Here is a 422-nt window from a genome sequence, read left to right on the forward strand (position 1 = left end):
CGCGTCGGCCCATCCCTTTTCCTTCACTTCCGATGACTAAAGCCAAAGGCATATTGCCGTCCAGATTGCGGTAATCCTCACGCGCGGACGCGTCCGTTCCGACAACCCAGATTCCCCGTTCTTTCATCTCTTCTAACGTCCGTGCCAAATTGGTGACTCTCGCTACAGGAATGTGTTCAATTGCCCCTGTTGAAGCTATTGCCACTGTTGTTGTCAGCCCGACAGCTCTCCGTTTTGGAATGACGATGCCATGAGCGCCGACCGCATCTGCTGTCCTCATAATGGAACCAAGATTATGAGGGTCTTCAAGCTCGTCCAGAATGAGGAAGAAAGGCTGTTCATTTCTTTCTTCGGCCGCTTTATATAAATCGTCCAGTTCTGCATATTCATACGCTGCAACCTGTGCCACTACGCCTTGATGC

General features: G+C 50.9%; 1 protein-coding gene. It reads right to left on the reverse strand.

The annotated features are described in order from the left end of the window. Positions 1–422: 23S rRNA (guanosine(2251)-2'-O)-methyltransferase RlmB (rlmB, locus tag RVS70_RS22705; RefSeq protein WP_321134999.1), on the reverse strand; the 422-nt coding region annotated here is incomplete at both ends.

This window comes from Virgibacillus sp. M23 (assembly GCF_034190895.1).
In the GTDB taxonomy this organism is placed as follows: Bacteria; Bacillota; Bacilli; order Bacillales; family Amphibacillaceae; genus Virgibacillus; species Virgibacillus salarius.